The 19681-nt window shown below is 35.2% G+C and carries 15 protein-coding genes; 7 read left to right on the forward strand and 8 right to left on the reverse strand.

Translation table 11 applies throughout. From position 1 onward, the window contains the following. Positions 1-273: 273 nt before the first annotated feature. Positions 274-2253 (reverse strand): TonB-dependent receptor domain-containing protein, encoded by a 1980-nt coding sequence (locus GQ594_RS11100; RefSeq protein ID WP_160412898.1) that lies wholly within the window; start codon positions 2251-2253, stop codon positions 274-276. 167 nt (positions 2254-2420) lie between these two features. On the opposite strand from GQ594_RS11100, the gene GQ594_RS11105 reads away from it, so the two are divergent. The 5 genes from GQ594_RS11105 to GQ594_RS11130 all read left to right on the forward strand — a co-directional run bounded on the left by GQ594_RS11105 (position 2421) and on the right by GQ594_RS11130 (position 8472). Next, positions 2421-3344 carry a siderophore ABC transporter substrate-binding protein gene (locus tag GQ594_RS11105; protein WP_160412896.1) on the forward strand — a complete coding sequence of 308 codons (924 nt, stop codon included), beginning with the start codon at positions 2421-2423 and terminating at the stop codon, positions 3342-3344. 447 nt (positions 3345-3791) lie between these two features. Beyond that, positions 3792-4520: a hypothetical protein gene (locus GQ594_RS11115; RefSeq protein WP_160412894.1), complete on the forward strand. Its 729-nt coding sequence runs from the start codon at positions 3792-3794 to the stop codon at positions 4518-4520. Then, entirely contained in the window at positions 4501-5193 is a 693-nt protein-coding gene (locus GQ594_RS11120; protein WP_160412892.1) for a hypothetical protein, read from the forward strand. Before GQ594_RS11115 ends, GQ594_RS11120 begins: the two co-directional genes overlap by 20 nt. A 565-nt stretch (positions 5194-5758) precedes the next feature. Continuing rightward, entirely contained in the window at positions 5759-7075 is a 1317-nt protein-coding gene (gene rimO, locus GQ594_RS11125; RefSeq protein WP_160399668.1) for a 30S ribosomal protein S12 methylthiotransferase RimO, read from the forward strand. Positions 7076-7083: 8 nt separating this feature from the next. Further along, a complete protein-coding gene (locus tag GQ594_RS11130; RefSeq protein ID WP_160412890.1) occupies positions 7084-8472 on the forward strand; it encodes an MATE family efflux transporter in 1389 nt (462 codons plus the stop codon). A 112-nt stretch (positions 8473-8584) separates the two neighbouring features. Here the strand turns inward: GQ594_RS11130 and GQ594_RS11135 are convergent, their stop codons facing one another. Then, positions 8585-9838, reverse strand: coding sequence for an enolase C-terminal domain-like protein (locus GQ594_RS11135; protein ID WP_442903539.1), 1254 nt, complete (start codon positions 9836-9838; stop codon positions 8585-8587). A gap of 104 nt (positions 9839-9942) precedes the next feature. Beyond that, complete coding sequence (locus GQ594_RS11140) at positions 9943-10674, reverse strand: FadR/GntR family transcriptional regulator (protein ID WP_202112581.1); 732 nt, start codon at positions 10672-10674, stop codon at positions 9943-9945. Positions 10675-10905: 231 nt separating this feature from the next. Between GQ594_RS11140 and GQ594_RS11145 the strand changes: the two genes are divergently transcribed. Beyond that, the gene (locus GQ594_RS11145; RefSeq protein ID WP_160412886.1) at positions 10906-11673 is read left to right on the forward strand and encodes an SDR family oxidoreductase; all 768 of its coding nucleotides are present in this window, start codon (positions 10906-10908) and stop codon (positions 11671-11673) included. A gap of 40 nt (positions 11674-11713) precedes the next feature. Continuing rightward, on the forward strand, positions 11714-12967 hold the full coding sequence (locus tag GQ594_RS11150; protein ID WP_160412900.1) for an MFS transporter: 1254 nt from the start codon (positions 11714-11716) through the stop codon (positions 12965-12967). Positions 12968-13032: 65 nt separating this feature from the next. On the opposite strand, the gene tkt is transcribed toward GQ594_RS11150, so the two are convergent. The 5 genes from tkt to GQ594_RS11175 form a co-directional block, all read right to left on the reverse strand. Then, positions 13033-15039, reverse strand: coding sequence for a transketolase (gene tkt, locus GQ594_RS11155; protein WP_160412885.1), 2007 nt, complete (start codon positions 15037-15039; stop codon positions 13033-13035). Between the two features lie 137 nt (positions 15040-15176). After that, positions 15177-16127 (reverse strand): transaldolase, encoded by a 951-nt coding sequence (gene tal, locus GQ594_RS11160; protein WP_160399665.1) that lies wholly within the window; start codon positions 16125-16127, stop codon positions 15177-15179. 276 nt (positions 16128-16403) lie between these two features. After that, the gene (locus GQ594_RS11165; protein WP_160412883.1) at positions 16404-16640 is read right to left on the reverse strand and encodes a FeoC-like transcriptional regulator; all 237 of its coding nucleotides are present in this window, start codon (positions 16638-16640) and stop codon (positions 16404-16406) included. A gap of 79 nt (positions 16641-16719) precedes the next feature. After that, the gene (feoB, locus tag GQ594_RS11170; RefSeq protein WP_337189493.1) at positions 16720-19041 is read right to left on the reverse strand and encodes a Fe(2+) transporter permease subunit FeoB; all 2322 of its coding nucleotides are present in this window, start codon (positions 19039-19041) and stop codon (positions 16720-16722) included. Beyond that, entirely contained in the window at positions 19038-19280 is a 243-nt protein-coding gene (locus GQ594_RS11175) for a FeoA family protein (protein WP_160399662.1), read from the reverse strand. Before GQ594_RS11175 ends, feoB begins: the two co-directional genes overlap by 4 nt. Positions 19281-19681: the final 401 nt, after the last annotated feature.

The following is a 19681-nucleotide window of genomic DNA, read 5'->3' on the forward strand; positions in this document are numbered from 1 at the left end:
GAACAGATAAAGAAAATACAATATCTATTGAACACACGCCAAGAAAACAGCATAAGTTTAAAAGCCCTGCCTCCTTTTATTCGAAGGAGTTAAGACAAATTGCACTTCATGATGTAATCTAGGAAAATTTAAATAAAAACTTCAATAAAATCAATACCTTTCCTGACCGATTTTTTTACAAATAACAGCCTAACCTAATAAATTATTTATAAAAATAAGGCAGCTATATTAAAGCTGCCTTAGAATAATAATTCAAACTAATATATTGTTTTGTTAGAAATTAATTTCGGTACCGACAAAATAACGTCGACCTTCTAAGGTTTTACCGAAATCTTCGTTACTAACATCTTTATCAAATAAATTATAAACACCAGCATAAATCTTAGCTTGTTTGTGTACTTGATAAGATGCACCGATATCCCAGAAAGTGTAGCCTGGGTATTCAACTTTTGTGCCATTACGGTTATTTGATGATTCCATGCCATAATAAGCCATTTTAGCCCATAAATCCCATTGCTGTGAGGCATACCAATCAAGTTGGGTGTTGAATTTTTGTTTAGGTGTGCGGTTTAAAGATCGTCCTTTATATTTACCGCTTTTTTGTTCAGTTTTAGTCCAAGAATAGTTAGAACTTAATAAGAAATCAGTAAATAAAGGTGTTTTGAATGAAAGCTCAAGACCTTTAAGATCGGCTTTACCTACATTTTCACGCCCTTGGACAAAATCAAATCTTTCTTGATATCCTGCTATTTGACATAAGCCTCCTCCTGCTGGACCTTGGCATATATAGTAGCTTTGGATTTTGTCTTTATATTTAGTATAAAACGCCGTAGCCGATGCATCAACACCATAATCGTTGGTGTAACCAACACCAATTTCGAAGTTATCGGATTTTTCAGGTTTTAAATCTGGGTTACCCATAATCATACCTTTATTCCCCGTACCTGCTCCGCCCGTTACTTGCCCCCAATCAGAGACGACTTGACGTAATTGTGGTGTTGCAAAACCTGTTGAATAACCGCCTTTTAAGGTGAAGCTGTCATCAATATTCCACACGCTGTAAACTCTTGGATTCCAGTTGCTACCATAATTTTCGTCTTTGTTATAACGTAATCCTAATGTTAGGCTCCAGTTGTCTAGTAGTCTTAGCTCATCTTCAGCAAATAGGGCATAATTCCAACGATCAATTTTAGTGATCGATTTATTTAACTGATTACCTTTATCGTGTAGCTCTTGGTAATTGTATTTACCACCAATGGTAAGCATGTTAATGCTAAAAGGAATAGTAACACGAGTATCAACATCGGTATTACGAATTTTCATTTTTCTTTCTGGATTATTATTACCTTCATAAGCAACAAATGAAGTTGTTGATACATCGCCAAATAGACCATTATGTGTTAGCGCAAAGGTGTTGCGACGATTGTCACGAAGGAAATCACCTCTAGAAATAGGTCTTGTCTTGCCACCTGTTGATTTACTATTTTGTAATGCACGCCCAAAATCGAGATCAAATTTTTGAGTGTCGGTAGCATTTAATGAAAGTTTACCATTTATGCTGCGCAATTTTTGCTCAGCATGACCGCTTAAAAATTTATCTTCATTACGCTTAGAATATTGGCCATAAAGTTGGATACCTAAGATATCGTCAAGCAGTGGTCCTAAAGTTGAAAAACTGCCAGTATAAGTGTTTTTTTCTGCCGAGCGGTATGGTATGACCGATTCTAAACGTACACCACCATGCCATTTATCAGATACTTTTTTGGTGATGATATTAATAACCCCTCCCATTGCATCAGAACCATATAACGATGACATAGGTCCTCGTACTACTTCAATACGTTCAATGGCAGTTAATGGCGGTAACCAACCTTGTTCAAAACCTGAGTTATCGCTATTTGGCCTTGTTTCACGTGTGCTGACTTTTTTACCATCAATTAAAATCATGGTGTATTTTGCATCCATACCGCGGATACTGATATCTGTTGAGTCCCCACCACCCGAAACAGTGACTCCAGGGATATCTTTTAATGCATCAGTCACATCACGATAAGGTTTATTTTCGATCTCTTTAGGCGTAATAACCGAAATAGTTGCAGGCGCTTCTTTTACTTGCTGAGAAAACCCCGATGCAGTCACAACCATGGTGTCAGTATCCGAATTGCTAGCCGCTATAGCAGTACTTGATAATGACAACAAAATGCCCGTATTGATGACATGTTTTGCCAATTTAAACTTCTTTTTTGTTTTCATCTATTATAACCCCATTATTTATAATGATATTTATTGTTTTATAATTCATAGCACATTACAGCATTTGATAATGATTATCAATATCTTTAAAAATTATTTAGTGCTGGACATTTACATTTTTACAAATAATAATGATTATCATTTATAAATAACATGAGAAAATCGATATGAACAATAAAAAAAAGTTACTTTTGAGTAGTATTGCAGTAATTGTGTTAGGCTTAACAGGATGCCAATCATCAACAATGAATATAACTGCTGATAATCAAACGATAGTGGTGCCTAAAGCACCTAAAAAAGTGGTGGTAATGAATTATGGTGCATTAGATACGTTAGATGCATTAGGTAAAGGTTCGATCGTTACAGCTATTCCTCGATCAGTAACACCATCTTACTTACAACAATTTAATAAGTCTTCAATCGCTGATACTGGCAATATGAAAGAACCTGATATTAATGCAATTAAACAAACTAAACCCGATCTGATTATTATTGATGGTCGCCAAGCAAGTAAATCCGAAGATTTATCAAAAATTGCCCCTGTTATTAATTTAAGTGTTGATGCTAAAAATTACGTTGAATCAACCAAAAATCATATTCAAGTGCTAGCCAAAATTACAGAAACAGAAAGCAAAGCAGATAATATCATCCAATCATTAGATGAAAAAATCCAAAATACACAAGCCTTAGCTCAATCCAGCGCTAAAAAAGCGATTGTTGTTATTCATAACGATGGAAAGATGATTCTTATCAATTCAAGCTCAAGTGCAGCATTGATTCACGACGTACTAGATGTTAAACGTGCTGTCCCCCTCACCGTTACACCAGCAAATAACGCAATAGGCAAGCCAAAACCAATTTTTGTTGATGATAATTACATTAAATCAGTCAAACCTGATGTTATCTTTGTTGTTGATCGTAGTAAAGCAATCGGTGAACAAGGTATGGCTGAACACTATTTTTCGCAACACGTTCTAAATAAAAGCAAGACACAGGTTGTCTATTTAACCCCTGACCTTTGGTATTTGTCAGGTGGAGGGGCAGAAAGCATAAATCGTCAAATAGACGAAGTCGCTAATGCATTAAAATAGTATTAACTTAATTAGTAAGTTTATCTTCCTATTCTTTCCAAAAGCCTTTATTCTAAATAAAGGCTTTATTTTATGTTACTCAACAACATTCAACCAATAAGTCTTTTATTCAAATTAATTAGTTATTTTCTAATGTTTTTTTAAAACGTATAATAACCATCGTATCAATCAAAAATTTACCAAACCCACTTATCCACAAACAAATAGAAAAGCTGAAAGAGTAATACGAACTTTAATAGAGATGTGGCATAATCAGCAAATATTTAGCAATTCAAAAGAAAGCAAAAGCTTAAACGCTTATTAATTTTTATAATACCGTTAAACCTCATAAAGCGATTTCAAGGAAAATACCTTGTGAGTATTTAGAAGATTATTTTAATCATGAAGTGTAAACAACTCAGCGTTTTCGTGCAATTATAGTATGAGAATATTAAGGAAATAAATAAAATGTTACACGCAGTTATTATGAAAAAAAGTCTCAAACTTTTGAAAGAGTATGATAATATTAGAATACCACGAGAAGATATAATTACATCAACTATATTTGGTCCGTTATGTTATTTTCAAGATGAAGATATTTACTTTTTTATTACATCTATAGCGGGAATTAAAACTAATTTAAGTGATGATGTGAATTTGAATGTAAAAGCTAAAATTGATTTTTGGCCGTCTAAGAAGCATACATTCAAAGGTGAAAATAGAACAACTGAACCAGATATAGTCTTTGAATTCAATGTAAATGGTAAAAATGAAATTTATATATTTGAGTTAAAATGGGGCACTTATTCTTTTGGAGAGGATCAGATTGAAAGAGAGTGGAAGGCCTTTAAAATCCCCAAAGAAAAGGGAGCATCTTATTTAGTTTATTTAGCTAATCGAATTGATACGTTTAATTCCGAAAAAGCAAGTCCAGATAAAAATTGGAAAGGCCTAACATGGTTAAACTTTTTAGAAAAAATAAGGAAAATTAAGCCTCAAGTTAATAATAAAAAACTAAAACGTTATTTAAATGATTTAATTAGTTTCTTGAATTGTTTTGATTTTAGACTATTCAAATCTTTTACTAGCTTAAATCTGAAAATAGATTCAAGCTTTAAAAACACGTATCAATATCAAATAATTAAAAGTGATAAATCTTCAATAAGGAACAACTTTAATGTTAACGATGAAAAATAGTATAGCTAGAACGCAAGGTATTGCAATTACTAATGCTTTCAATGAATTGAATAAATTTGCTCATGAAATAGAACTTTTAAAAGCAGCTATTTTGGATAAAATCAGTCCTTGCTTCAAAGAAAATTCTAAGGAATATAAGGTAGATCCAACGAGTAAAACAAGTAATATGCCCAAAATGATAAATAACGATTTATTTTATGAGTGGGTTGGGCTCTCTTTACCAATTTTAAAGATAAAATCTAAAACAGCAATTTCTGGTTATTTGAGCTTTCAGCTATCTTTTAGCGGAGATTCCGTTTTTAATGAGTCGATAAGTAAAACGCCATTCCCATTAATCCATATTATTTATTGGGAAGATAAGTTATATAAAGATTCATACTTTAGGTATCCAATAAGTGAAAGTGAATATTTTTCTGATATGCCAGGTAAGTTTACTTTTATTGATGATGAAAATAATTGTGTCTTATCTTTAGATTATGATAATTATAAAGATATTACTTGCTGGAATTACAGTGTTGAGCTTATGGAAATTAATTCTGATAATATTGAAGAGATATTGTTCAAACCAGCAATTGAATTATTAGAAAATAACAAATTAATTCTAAATAACCATAAAAAATTGAAAGACGTTATTGTACGATATCCGTCGTTAGAGTCAGTGATTACTGAATAGATAATAAATTAATAGCCCCTGTGTATTTACCTATTTTTGAACTACTCTAATTGAGTACAAATATGGTAAATACACAAATTTATTTATAGGATCGACACAAAGTACTGGTGAACATCTATTTGTTAAAACGTGTTATATCCATCGTATCAATCAAAAATTTACCAAAACGGTCAGACCACAAACCAATGGAAAAGCCGAAAGAGAGATATGAACTTAAATAATAGAGATGTGGCATAATCAGCAAATATTTAGCAATTCAAAAGAAAAACAAAAGCTCAAACCCTTTATTAATTTTTATAATACCTTTAAACCCATAAAGCATTTAAAGAAAATACCTTGTGAGTATTTAGAAGATTATTTTAATCATGAAGTGTAAACAACTTGGCATTTTCCTACACATTATTAATATAAATTTCAAATTATAAAATCGATGTATCAACTATAATGAAATGTGATAAAATGACGACTTCATTTTGATTTGTAAATAACAATTAATAAATGTAGTTTATTAAATTCTCAAACATTACCTCATAAAATATAAAACACTATTATAAATACTATGAATATGTCACCCCCTACAATTGGATTTGTGAGCCTTGGCTGTCCTAAAAACTTAGTTGATTCTGAACGAATTTTAACCGAACTGCGCACGCAGGGATATCAAGTGGTACCTAGCTATGACAATGCCGATTTGGTTATTGTTAATACTTGTGGATTCATTGACAGTGCCGTGCAAGAATCACTCGAAGCGATCGGTGAAGCATTGAATGAAAACGGTAAGGTTATAGTCACGGGTTGTCTTGGCGCAAAAGAAGATCAAATTAGAACTGTTCACCCAAAAGTTCTTGAAATATCTGGTCCACATAGCTATGAAGCAGTTCTAAGCCATGTGAATAAATATGCCCCTAAACCCGAATATAATCCTTTTACTAGTTTAGTTCCAAGCCAAGGGGTTAAATTAACACCAAAACATTATGCCTATCTTAAAATTTCGGAAGGCTGTAATCATCGCTGTACATTTTGTATTATCCCTTCTTTGCGTGGTGATATGGTTAGCCGACCAATCGGCAATGTTTTAGATGAGGCAAAACGACTAGCCGACAGTGGCGTTAAAGAATTATTGGTTATTGCTCAAGATACTTCAGCTTATGGTATCGATATCAAAAACCGTACTAATTTTTGGAATGGAACACCATTAAAAACCGATATCCAAACCCTTTGCGAACAATTAGCTAACTTAGGTATTTGGGTCAGATTGCACTATATGTACCCTTACCCTAGTGTTGATAATCTTATTCCATTAATGGCAGATGGTAAGATCTTGCCTTATTTAGATGTGCCATTACAGCATGCAAGCCCAGCAGTTTTAAAATCAATGAAACGACCAGGAACCATTGAAAGAACCCTAGAACGCATCCATAAATGGCGAGAAATATGCCCCGATATTACGCTGCGTTCAACCTTTATTGTTGGTTATCCTGGCGAAACAGAACAAGATTTTGAATTACTGCTCGACTTTTTGTCGCAAGCACAGTTAGATCGCGTAGGTTGCTTTCCATATAGTCCTATTGAAGGTGCTGAGGCTAATAAACTTGCTGATCAAATTCCTGAAGCAATCAAACAAGAACGTTTTGATCGCTTTATGCAATTACAACAAAAAATCTCAACACAAAAATTACAAGCTAAAATAGGCAAAACTTTGGCTGTTATTATTGACGAAGTTGATGAAGAAGGTGCTATAGGCCGTAGCATGGCTGATGCCCCTGAAATTGATGGCGTTGTTTATCTAAACGAAGAAAACCAAGTCAAAGTCGGTGATATTGTTCAGGTTAACATTGAGCATTCCGATGAGTACGATCTATGGGGAACGGTTAAACGTTAATTAACACCATGAAACAACATTATAAACATGAAGTAAAAAATCTAGTTAAATTAGCAGTTCCTGTGTTGATTGCACAAGTATCGCAAACCGCAATTACTTTTGTCGATACCATTATGGCAGGGAATTATAGTAAAACCGCCCTATCAGGAGTGGCTATTGCGGTTTCGATTTGGTTACCAACAATTTTATTTGGTCAAGGATTACTAACCGTTTTAACACCAATTATTTCAAATCTAAACGGCGCAGCTAAACGAGAGCAAGTCGCAGGACACACTCGACAAGGCGTGGTGATTGCGCTGTTTTTATCTGTCATTATGATGTTAATTTTATATCATTCTGACAAAATAATTGGTTTAAGGAGCTCAGCAGATCACCCAATTGATCCTGAAATGTTTGACGTGGCGGTGTCATTTTTACGGGCTATTATGTGGGGAATACCCGCATTTTTATTATTTTTAGTTTATCGTAACCAATGCGAGGGGTTATCTAATACTAAGCCAGCAATGGTTATTATTTTTATTGCCCTACTTGCTAACATTCCGATCAATTATATATTAATTTATGGAAAATTAGGCCTTCCTGCTTTTGGTGGTGTAGGTTGTGGTATTACTGCATCAATTATATTTTGGTTAATGTTTATTTTAATTCGTATATACACATTAACTTCCCCAACCCAACGCGATATTCGAAAAACACCCATCGCCAAGTTAATTGATTTTACAATAATCAAAAAAGTGATTCTGTTAGGTACACCACTGGCGCTAGCTTATTTTTTTGAAATGAGCCTATTTGCTGTAATCGCTTTATTAATTGCACCACTAGGACCCATAACCGTTGCTGCTCACCAAATTATTTTTACTATCAGCAGTTTAACCTTTGCCATACCATTATCCCTTGGAGTGGCAACGAGCATTCGCGTTGGTTATTTGCTGGGCAAAAAAAAACCAGCATTAGCCAAGCAAACTGCTTATATCAGTTTAGCGATATCTTTGGCTTTAGCCATCATTGTCGCCTTAATTTTAGTTATCTTTAAAACACCAATAATTACACTATTTACTAATGAGGCAACTGTTATTGCCATTTGTTTACAGCTTATTATCTTATTAGCTATCTATCAAGCATCTGACTATTTGCAAGTTGTGGCAAGTAATGTACTCCGTGGTTACAAAGATACACAAAGTATCTTTTTTATCACGCTCATTTCATATTGGGTTGTGGGATTACCAGTTGGTTATATACTAGGATTGACCGATCTAATTATCAAACCAATTGGAGCTGCAGGTTTTTGGATAGGCATTATTTCGGGACTTGCTGTAGCAGCGATTTTATTAATGGCGAGAATGATCTATATACAAAAACAACCTATTGAGGTTATTTTAGCACGCGCATCAAGATAAGGTTATTTAATATAAAATAGTGTGCAATATAAAAAAGATTAATCGCGTTTTATCTATAACAAATTATTGAATCATCAATAATTTGTTTAAAACGCGATTAATCCGTCAATATTTATGGCCTAGCTGCTGTTCCATCAGGGGTTCGCGCATTAGTCCAAGATGGCAAACCACCTGATATTGGGAATTTTTTTGCTTTATCTTCATTAATATCAATGCCTAAACCTGGTTTATCATTAAGATAAGCATAACCTTGTTCAATATCAGGACAACCAGGAAATACTTCTCTTAAATCATCATTCATAGGCGTATATTCCTGAATTCCTAAATTAGTGATACTCAAATCAATATGCATATTAGCTGCCACACCTACTGGAGAAATATCCCCTGGACCATGCCATGCAGTACGAACTCCATGAAGTTCACAAAGTGTTGCCAACTTTTTAGCTGGTGTAATACCACCAATCATACTGATATGACAACGAATAAAATCAATTAAATGTTGAGTGATAAGATGTTTATATTCTGCTATATGAACAAAGAGTTCTCCCATCGCAATTGGCGTTGATGTTTGTTGACGCATAATATTTAAGAAATCAACATTTTCTGGAGAAACAGGATCTTCAAGATAAAATAGGCGATAATCTTCAAGACTTTTTGCCATTTGTAAAGCAGTAATTGGTTGAACTCTTTCATGGATATCATGAATAAATTCGACATCAAAACCAATTTTATTGCGCAAATGATCAAAGAACTTAGGAATACTACGAGCATAAGCATCAGGATCAAAATATATACCAGATGTTTTATTATGAGGAGATCGCTTAGGGTGAATATTTTTGGCTTTATCATAATGAGTATTAATTAATTTAAGATCTTCCGTTCCCGCACCACCATACATACCCATTTGGCAACGAACATATTGATAACCTTCCTCCATAGCAGCGCGAATGTTATCTTCAGCAGCAATTGCATCGGAACCATCACAGTGTCTATATAAAGGAATGCCATCACGACATTTACCACCTAATAATTCATAAACAGGCATTCCAGCCATTTTACCTTTAATATCCCATAATGCCATATCCATAGCTGATACAGCATTATTTATTACAGGACCATTTCGCCAATACCCACTGACAACAGCAGATTGCCACAAGTCTTCAATCCTGCGAGGATCTTTACCAATCAAAAAAGGTTTTATATAGTCATTAATTGCTGATTGAACAGCATACACACGCTGTGTAAATGTCGCACAACCTAATCCATATAAACCATCTTGATTAGTTTCAATCTTTACAACAACCAAATCGATACCACCCGGTGCTGTTAAAATCGTTTTCACATTTGTTATTGTTAACATAAAAATCTCCAATGTATACAGGTACTTTAAATAAAGTTAGTTGTATGACATCACATCTCAATAATTAAAATTACACTGAGTGAATCGATAATGCAAGGTTTTTCTGAATTTTAGTCTTTTTTCAATTTACTAATAGCGATAGTATTCGTCTTCATTGCATTGTCTAAAGCAAGTTTAGCTGACTCAATATCGTGCTCTTTAATAGCCATAAAAACTTTTATATGAGCATCAATACTTTCAATTGTAGGACCAAAAACGCGGTTAAGTTCTTCTAAATAATAATAATAAATATCTTTGATATCATGAATAATATTAATAAATATTTTATTATGTGATGCTTTAATAATAGCAATATGAAAATCCAAATCAGCTTGAGAGTATTTTTTATAATCATTTTTATTAATTAGCATACGATTTAGTGCGTCTTCTATTTCAATAATATTACTTTCATTAGCATTAGTAGCAGCAAGCTCTATACACTTAAATTCTACCGTTTGTCGAAATATCATCATATCCATAAATTCTTCTTGGCTTAGATGCATAATTGGCTGATTGATATTAGTGATTTTATCTTTATTTAAGTTTTTCGAAACAAACGACCCCATGCCATGCTTAGTATAAATAATGCCAAGATCACGCAGCTTTTGTACGGCACTACGAATACTTGTTCGACTTACACTAAAAAGTGAAGTAAGTTCAAATTCAGACGGTAATTTACTTTCTTCGGCCCAACTACCATCAAGAATTTTACTTAACATTTGTTGGTAAACTGCTTCAACAATATTGTTTTTGGGAATTGATTTAATCATCGTTTCAAATACTACTCTGTTATAATTTATCATATTACAACTTATCCCATCTATTTTATCAACGCCTTTAATCATTTTATATCAACCTAATTTTGAATAATTTTGCCGAACAGATCACAAAATTAAAATTTTTTTATTGCATCAAATCATAAATACCTGCATTTTAAAAATGCACTTGTATGTTGTACTACAAGTAATCGTATGACAAAACATTCTCAAAAGTTACTAAATAAAACAAATTTTACTCTAATAGGATTTTATATTATGCATAAACTATTTGATTTAACTGGTAAAACAGCTCTTATTACGGGATCTGCTCGTGGTTTAGGATTTTCATATGCAGAAGGTTTAGCTTCAGCTGGTGCATCAATTGTTTTAAGCGACATTAATCAAGAGAACCTTGACCAAGCTATAAATAAATTAAAAGACAAAGGTTATAAAGTAACTGGATATGTGATTGATGTATCAAAAGAAGATCAAATAATTAACGCATTTAATCAAATGGATAAACATAATATTCAAATTGATATAGTAATTAATAATGCGGGAATCCAACATCGTCAACCAATGGTTGATCTTAAATTAAAAGATTGGCAACGTGTAGTAGACATACACCTAACAGGAACTTTTTTGGTATCGCGCGAAGCAGCTAAAAGAATGATCGCTCGTAATTCAGGTGGAAAGTTCATCAATATTTGCTCTTTGACTAGTGAACAAGCTAGACCAACAGTCGCACCTTATACTGCGGCTAAAGGTGGTATAAAAATGCTAACCAAATCAATGGCTGCAGAATGGGGACAATTTAATATTCAAGCTAATGCAATTGGCCCTGGTTACATACTTACTGATATGAATGAAGCATTAATTAAAGATCAAACATTTGATACATGGGTAAAAAACAGTAATCCAGCAAAACGTTGGGGAAAAACCGAAGAATTGATTGGAACAGCAATATTTCTTTCTGCACCGTCATCAGATTATATCAACGGCCAAGTCATATATGTAGATGGTGGGTGGTTAGCTGTACTTTAATAATTCACTGTAATGAATATAATTTTCCTAAATAAGAGAAATAAATATGAATAAAAAGTTATCAATTAAACGCTGGTGGTATTTAATGCCAATCATTTTTATCACCTATAGTTTAGCCTATCTTGACCGTGCTAATTATGGTTTTGCCGCAGCAGCAGGAATAGAACAAGATTTGGGTATTAGCCGTGGTGTTTCGTCACTAATAGGGGCTTTGTTCTTTTTAGGCTATTTCTTCTTTCAAATTCCGGGAGCTATTTATGCATCCAAACGTAGTGTTAGAAAACTTATTTTTTGGTGTTTAATACTTTGGGGATTATGTGCAGCCGCAACTGGTATGGTGCAAAATATTCCCATGTTAATGGTAATCAGATTTATTTTAGGAGTTGTTGAAGCTGCTGTTATGCCGGCAATGTTAATCTATATTAGTAATTGGTTTACAAAATCGGAACGCTCAAGAGCTAACACTTATCTAATTCTTGGAAACCCAGTCACAGTCTTGTGGATGTCTATTGCTTCAGGTTATTTGATCGAAGCTTATGGCTGGCGAGAAATGTTCATTATAGAGGGGTTACCAGCTATCTTATGGGCATTTTTCTGGATCGCAATAGTACGAGATAAACCAGAAGATGTTAGTTGGCTTAGTAAAATTGAAAAAGACACTTTACAAACCGAAATGTATAAAGAACAAGAAAACATTGTACCTATCAAAAATTACAATGCAGTATTTCATTCACCAATTGTAATAAAACTTAGTTTAATACACGGTTTATGGAATATTGGTGTCTATGGGTTAATGATGTGGATGCCTTCAATTATCAAATCAGCATCATCATTTGATTTAGTATATACAGGGTGGTTAACGTCCGTACCTTATTTAGCAGCAATTTGTTTAATGGTTGTAATGTCATGGTTATCAGATAAAGTACAAAATCGAAAATTATTTGTATGGCCTTTACATGCGATAGCCGCAGTATCATTCTTTACATCTTATATACTTGGTACTGAATATTTTTGGATATCTTATGTTTTACTCATAATCGCAGCAGCTTGTATGTACGCACCATATGGCCCATTCTTTGCTTACGTCCCTGAACTGATCCCTAAAAACGTTCTTGGTATATCTATTGGCACAATTAACTGTTCAGGTGCTTTAGGATCATTCTTAGGCGCATGGTTTGTAGGTTATTTAAATGGTGTAACCGGTAGTCCAAATATCTCATACACTCTAATGGCATGCTCATTAATTGGTGCCGTATTATTAATGTGTAGTATTAAAAACGCAAAAAATATCTAACTTAACATTTTTGAAAGAACCCCATCTACAATTTAATGCTGATGGGGTTCTTTTTTATTTGTTTACTATTTTAATAAAGTATTTGCCTGAGCAATAACATTTTCGACAGTAAAGCCAAATTCTTTGAATAATTGATCAGCTGGACCTGATTCGCCAAAGCTAGTCATACCAATTACTTTGCCATTAAGCCCTACATATTTATACCAGTAATCACTAATACCCGCTTCAATTGCAATTCTTGCTGATACTGATGATGGTAATACTGACTCTTTATAAGCTTGATCTTGTTTATCAAATGCATCGGTTGATGGCATTGACACTACGCGTACTTTTTTGCCCGCTTGTGTCAATTGTTGATACGCTTCAACAGCAAGCTCAACTTCTGAACCTGTCGCGATAATAATTAATTCAGGTGTACCTGTACAATCATTTAAGATATAACCACCACGATATACATCAGCTAATTGATGAGCTGTGCGATCTTGTTGTTTAAGATTTTGTCTTGAGAAGATCAATGCCGTCGGACCATCTTTACGTTCAATCGCATATTGCCAAGCAATTGCTGACTCGACTTGGTCGCAAGGACGCCAAGTGCTAACATTTGGAGTTACCCGTAAGCTAGCCATTTGCTCAACAGGTTGATGCGTTGGTCCGTCTTCCCCCAAACCAATTGAATCGTGTGTATAGACAAATAATGAACGGATTTTCATTAATGCGGCCATACGAATAGCATTACGTGCGTATTCCATAAACATTAAGAATGTTGCGCCATAAGGAATAAATCCTCCATGCAATGCAATACCGTTCATGATCGCTGACATACCAAACTCACGCACACCATAATGGATATAGTTACCATCAGGATTAGCTAAAATTTCTTTAGAGCCTGACCACATGGTTAAGTTACTTGGTGCTAAATCTGCTGAACCACCTAAAAACTCAGGTAATGCAGGAGCAAAGGCTTCGATAGCATTTTGTGATGCTTTACGAGTGGCAATTGTTGCTGGGTTTGCTTGTAGTTTATTGACTACATCGTTAGCGATTTGTGACCAATCTGCTGGTAGGTCACCATTAACGCGACGTTTAAATTCTTTGGCTAAATCAGGGTAAGCCTTAGCATAAGCGTCGAAACGAGCATTCCATTCGTCTTCGCGTTGTTTACCTTTTGCTTTGGCATCCCAAGCATCATAATAGTCTTTAGGAATATCAAACGCTGGGTGATTCCAACCTAGTGCTTTACGGGTAGCTTCGATTTCGGCATCGCCTAATGGTGCGCCGTGGCTTTCATGGCTACCAGCTTTATTTGGTGAACCAAATCCAATCACTGTTTTGCACATTAGTAACGATGGTTTATCACTTACTGCTTGCGCTTGTTCGATCGCTTCTTTTAAGGCTTCTGCATCATGACCATCAATACCACGAATAACATGCCAACCATAAGCTTCAAAACGTTTTGCTGTATCATCGGTAAACCAACCTTCAACCTCACCATCAATTGAAATACCATTATCGTCATAAAATGCAATTAGTTTGCCAAGTTTTAATGTACCCGCTAATGAACACACTTCGTGCGAAATTCCTTCCATCATACAGCCATCGCCCATAAACACATAAGTATGGTGATCAACAATAGTATGACCTGCTTTATTAAATTGAGCTGCTAATGTTCTTTCAGCGATTGCCATACCTACAGCATTAGCGATACCTTGGCCTAATGGACCTGTAGTTGTTTCAACACCTGGCACATAACCATATTCAGGATGGCCTGCAGTTTTTGAATGCAACTGACGGAAATTTTTAAGATCATCAATCGACACATCATAACCCGTTAAATGCAATAGGCTATAGATCAACATAGACGCATGACCATTTGATAAAACAAAACGGTCACGATCAGCCCATTTAGGATTAGTTGGATTGTGTTTTAAAAAGCCACGCCAAAGCACTTCAGCCATATCCGCCATCCCCATAGGTGCACCAGGATGCCCCGATTTTGCTTTTTGCACGCCATCCATGCTTAATGCCCTTATCGCATTCGCCAGTTCGCGGTGAGATAGTGTGGTTGCATTCATGTCATCATCTCCAAAAAATTTTGAGTTAAAATTCGTTAATACCTGCAAGGTTAACATCACTTGCAAAATCGTTAGTCAAATTAACGAAAGGAAATTGTATAAAAATGGGGAGCAAACTCCCCAATTATTTTAAATAATTATAGCAGTGTGCTAATCATGTCTTCTAATTTGCCTTGGTCAACGGCAAAAGCACGAATGCCTTCAGCAAGTTTTTCAACGGCCATAGCATCACTATTATGTTGCCATCTAAATTCAGCTTCAGTCATAGGGGCAGGACGAGCCACTACAGATTGATTTGGGTTGAGTTTTTGAACAACAGGGGCATTTGATTGTTGCATTTCGGCCAGTAAATTAGGTGAAATTGTCAACCTATCACACCCAGCTAACGCTAAAATCTGATCAACTTTACGGAAACTTGCTCCCATCACAATGGTTTTATAACCATGTTGTTTATAATAATTAAAGATATTACGAACAGAAACAACACCCGGATCTTCATCTGCCACATAAGGGTCGATTGGCTTTTTAGCTTGATACCAATCATAAATGCGACCAACAAAAGGCGAAATTAAAAAGGCATTTACTTCAGCACATGCACGAGCCTGAGCGAATGAAAACAATAACGTTAAATTACAATTGATACCTTCTTGTTCAAGCACTTCTGCTGCTTTAATACCTTCCCACGTTGATGCGATTTTAATTAAGATACGGGACTTATCAATGCCCTTTTCTTTATAAAGTGAGATTATTTTACGAGCCTTTTCAATGCAGCCTTGTTTATCAAAAGACAAACGGGCATCAACTTCGGTCGAAATTCGCCCCGGAACGCTTTTTAAAATCTCTGCACCAATATTAACCGCAACCTGATCACATGCATTAACTAATTGTTCTTCTTTGCTACCACCTAACTTTTTAGCCGTTTGCACAGCAGAATCAATTAAATAACGATATTGAGGAAGTTGTGCTGCTTTTAAAACAAGAGAAGGGTTAGTTGTTGCATCTTCAGGCGAAAACTGTTTAATCGAATCGATATCACCTGTATCGGCGACCACTACGGTTAGCTTTTTAAACTCATCTAATTGACTCATACTATTTGTCCTCATACAGCGTTTTGTTTCAATGGAAGCATAATAACATTTATTCAATAATAAAACGACTTTGTCATCAAGTAGGATTTAACTATATAGTCGGTAATAAACAAATATCACTAAATGTGAATAAAATTAGCTAGCATAAGGCTTTATCAAAATAAATTTTTTTATTGAGCGGTTTATTATTGCTGTTTCTATCGTTCAAATAAATTCAATTATGTGAACTGAATCACAAAATAAAATTAGCTTTTTTTCCGCAAAACAGCAAAATAATTAACTCCAAACATATTCAACGTGGTGGGTAAAGTCACAACTTGAACAAGAATGACACTGATTTGTTTGGCAAAATAGCGGTTGATTTTGCTCTACTAACTTTATCGTCCCCTTCTTAATCCAAAAAGCCAGCATTTGAGTAACAGCACTTTCTGGTAAGCGGAAATGACGTGCAATATCTTGCAAAGATGCACGACCTTTTAACTGCACATAATCACGAATTGATGTTATTAACATGGCTATAATTAAAACCGCAGGCGTTACCCTGCGTATTTTTCCTCTATATAATGTTTTACAAATTAACCTAACAAATTTATTAACAACATGTTGTTTTTTTATCATCAGATAAATTAGACACGAAGTGTTGATTAAAAGATAAATATCGCCCAAAAGCACGCATGGACAATAATGCAACAACAATAAATGTACCGCATCCCAACAACCACCAAACTGCCACAGGCGAATGCCCAAGCAACGTAAATTGATAATAAACGGTTGCCATTAGCCATGCTATGCTAAAAGTCCAAATGGCTACAAATAAAGTCCATTTAAAGCCAGCCTCGCGGTACACGGCACCTAGTGCTGCAGCACAAGGCGTATAAAGTAAAATAAAAATCAAATAACTCATCGCAGCTGAAGATGAGCCAAATGCATATTTCATTTGTGAAACAGTTGTCGAATCCACCGCTAAATCAGATTGGAGCGAATCAACATCCTGAGAAACATTAGAAACACCTAACGGATCTAAAACTGCATCAGATAAACTAGCCAAATTTTTAGGAATTGTGGCTAGCGCATCGCAAATATCTTGCGATAAACTCCATGACTTAGTTTGTTCACTATCGTCATTCATCGAATAAAGCGAATTCAATGTTGCAATGACCGATTCTTTAGCAAAAATACCCGTAAAAATTCCCACTGTTGCTGGCCAATTATCGTGTTTAATGCCCATCGGTGCAAAAGCGGGCGTAATAGTTTGACTGACAACAGAAAGCATAGAATCTTGTGAACTTTCATGCTTAAACAAACCATCACTGCCCCATGAATTAAGTACACTTAATACTGTCACCATTAACACAATGGCCTTACCTGACCTAAAAACAAACGACTTTAAACGCTGCCAAGTCAAACTAACTAAGTTGTGCAATGTTGGAATGCGATAAACAGGCATTTCCATAATAAATGGTGTGAGAGGACCTTTTAATAAAGTAAATTTGAGCACAAACCCCGTTACCATTGCCACTGCTATACCCAATAAATATAAAGCAAATACCACAATGGCGGCATTTTTAGGGAAGAATATCGCCGCAAATAAAGCATACACTGGCAATCTGGCCCCACAAGACATAAAAGGGATCATACAAATTGACATAATACGATCGCGTGTACTTTCTAACGTTCGAGTACCCATAATCGCTGGCACGCCACAGCCAAATCCGACTAACATTGGCACAAACGCTTTACCAGGCAAACCAACACAACGCATGACACGATCTACCATCATTGCAGCACGTGCTAAATACCCCGAATCTTCTAAAAACGATAATCCCAAAAACATTGCGCTAATGACTGGAATAAAGGTCGAAACCGTTTGAATTCCTCGACCAACGCCATTAGCTAAAATCGCCGTAAGCCAATTAGGGGCATTGATAGCATGAAGAAGTTCAGCCGTGCCATCAACAAAAATCGAGCCACAAAGCACATCAAAAAAATCAACAAAAACTGCGCCAAAATTAGTCGCCAGCATAAACATGGCATACATGGCTAACAAAAAAAATGGAATTCCTGTCAGACGACCCAAAGTTATATTATCCAGCAAATTAGAAAACCGACTATTAAACTCACGCGGTTTATCAATCACTTTTTTACAAATTGCATCAATGGTGTCATAACGGGCGCTAGCTAGTGCGATATCAATTTCGTTATCACACCATGTTGCGAGCGATAATCGACAATTTGCTAACACTTCACGATCCAATTGTGGCAAATTACAACGGGAATCATCTAATAACACATCCATCAATTGCCAACGATTAAACTGACGCACCACACTCTCTTTAGGCAATTCGTCAATATAACGACTAATCACCGCTTGTGCCTCATCACCAAGTAAATCTATCGACGGTTGCACAAGCTGTGGATGGCTTACCATTGATTCAATGTTTTGATAAAAATACACCAATCCTGTTTTTTTGGTGGATGATATCGCAACGACTGGGCAACCCAATAACGTTGATAACCTATCGATATTAACCTGTTCCCCCATGGCTTTAAGTGCATCACACATATTCAACACCACAATCATTGGCAGTTGTAAGTCAATTAGCTGACAAGTCAAATACAAACTACGCTGTAAATTCGTGGCATCAATAATATTGACAATAACACTATCCTGTTCAGACAACACAAACTGACGAGCAATAAGTTCATCTTGCGACACACAAAGAGGATCAGGTTCGATTGAATAAGTACCAGGTAAGTCTATAACCTCATATTGTTGATTATGATAAGTAAAAACGCCCGTTTTACGCTCAACTGTCACACCGGGCCAATTTCCTACACGTTGTTTTGAACCAGTTAATAAATTAAACAACGTTGTTTTACCACAATTTGGATTACCAATTAACGCTATTTTCACGCTTTTACCTCCATCACTTCAATAGCTTGTGCTTCTTTGCAACGCAAACAAAGTGAAAAACCACGCATTTTAATTTCAATTGGATCACCAAGAGGGGCAATACGCACAGCCATAACCTTGCAACCGGGTGTAATACCCATTGAGAGTAACTTTCGACGAAAAGGCAACGATTCGGGTAACAATCGGGTAATCACCGCCTCGTGCCCTAAAGGTAATTGATTAAGAGTAAAAGATGACATTATGCTTCCTAAAAATGACGATAATATTGATAAAAGCAATCGTATAAAATCAAATATGCTTATTTTAAAAAAAATCAACGTTATTTTTAGTGTAAAAATGCGAATTATTCTCAATAACAATAAATAAAGAGTAAAAAAATCGCAAAAATTCCTAACCGTTAGATATAAAACCTTAGATGCATCCTATTTCATATTTATAAGTAGAGAAAATCAATAATATCAACATTTTTGATTATGATAATAAAAACAGGCATTTTCCCGCATAAAAATCAGTCAGGAAACGTATTGATTTTATTGACATTTTTGCTTGTTTTCTCTGGATTCAAACATGAAGTGCAATTTTAAACACGGTGGAGTGAAGAAAGTAGAAAGGTGATTTATACTAGCCCCTTCGCACCACC

Origin of the sequence: Gilliamella sp. Pra-s52 (assembly GCF_009795805.1) — a bacterium.
In the GTDB taxonomy this organism is placed as follows: domain Bacteria; phylum Pseudomonadota; class Gammaproteobacteria; order Enterobacterales; family Orbaceae; genus Gilliamella.

Excerpts from the sequence above, each read along its gene's own strand:
- GQ594_RS11145 (WP_160412886.1), top strand. The coding sequence starts at position 10,906 with ATGCATAAACTATTTGATTTAACTGGTAAAACAGCTCTTATTACGGGA.
- GQ594_RS11175 (WP_160399662.1), bottom strand. The coding sequence starts at position 19,280 with ATGTCATCTTTTACTCTTAATCAATTACCTTTAGGGCACGAGGCGGTG.
- GQ594_RS11120 (WP_160412892.1), top strand. The coding sequence starts at position 4,501 with ATGTTAACGATGAAAAATAGTATAGCTAGAACGCAAGGTATTGCAATT.
- GQ594_RS11115 (WP_160412894.1), top strand. The coding sequence starts at position 3,792 with ATGTTACACGCAGTTATTATGAAAAAAAGTCTCAAACTTTTGAAAGAG.
- GQ594_RS11165 (WP_160412883.1), bottom strand. The coding sequence starts at position 16,640 with ATGTTAATAACATCAATTCGTGATTATGTGCAGTTAAAAGGTCGTGCA.
- GQ594_RS11105 (WP_160412896.1), top strand. The coding sequence starts at position 2,421 with ATGAACAATAAAAAAAAGTTACTTTTGAGTAGTATTGCAGTAATTGTG.
- GQ594_RS11130 (WP_160412890.1), top strand. The coding sequence starts at position 7,084 with ATGAAACAACATTATAAACATGAAGTAAAAAATCTAGTTAAATTAGCA.
- tal (WP_160399665.1), bottom strand. The coding sequence starts at position 16,127 with ATGAGTCAATTAGATGAGTTTAAAAAGCTAACCGTAGTGGTCGCCGAT.
- GQ594_RS11140 (WP_202112581.1), bottom strand. The coding sequence starts at position 10,674 with ATGATAAATTATAACAGAGTAGTATTTGAAACGATGATTAAATCAATT.
- tkt (WP_160412885.1), bottom strand. The coding sequence starts at position 15,039 with ATGAATGCAACCACACTATCTCACCGCGAACTGGCGAATGCGATAAGG.
- rimO (WP_160399668.1), top strand. The coding sequence starts at position 5,759 with ATGTCACCCCCTACAATTGGATTTGTGAGCCTTGGCTGTCCTAAAAAC.
- GQ594_RS11100 (WP_160412898.1), bottom strand. The coding sequence starts at position 2,253 with ATGAAAACAAAAAAGAAGTTTAAATTGGCAAAACATGTCATCAATACG.